This window comes from Vallitalea sediminicola, from assembly GCF_054408565.1.
In genome coordinates this window covers 1-204 of record NZ_BTPT01000365.1, presented here as the reverse complement: position 1 = coordinate 204, position 204 = coordinate 1, and the positions used below count along the sequence as shown (strand labels likewise).

The 204-nt window shown below is 40.2% G+C and carries 1 pseudogene; it reads left to right on the top strand.

Annotated elements, in window-relative coordinates:
* Nucleotides 1–204 (top strand): annotated as a pseudogene (locus ACX6CF_RS27070) (IS110 family transposase); the annotation flags it as partial.

The window sequence follows — 204 nt, the reverse complement described above, 5'->3', positions numbered from 1 at the left end:
CAGCGAATTCGCCATGCTTAAAAATGAAGAGCATCCTTTTTCTAATAAATATGGTGCTACCGCCGAAGCCTTGCTCACTGAATTTATGACCAATGAGGATTTAGTAAATTCTTCTACCGAAGAACTCATTGAATTCATTAGTCGTAAGAGCCGTAACAGAATATCTAATCCTGCTGAAACGGCTTCTCTAATACAAGCTGCGGC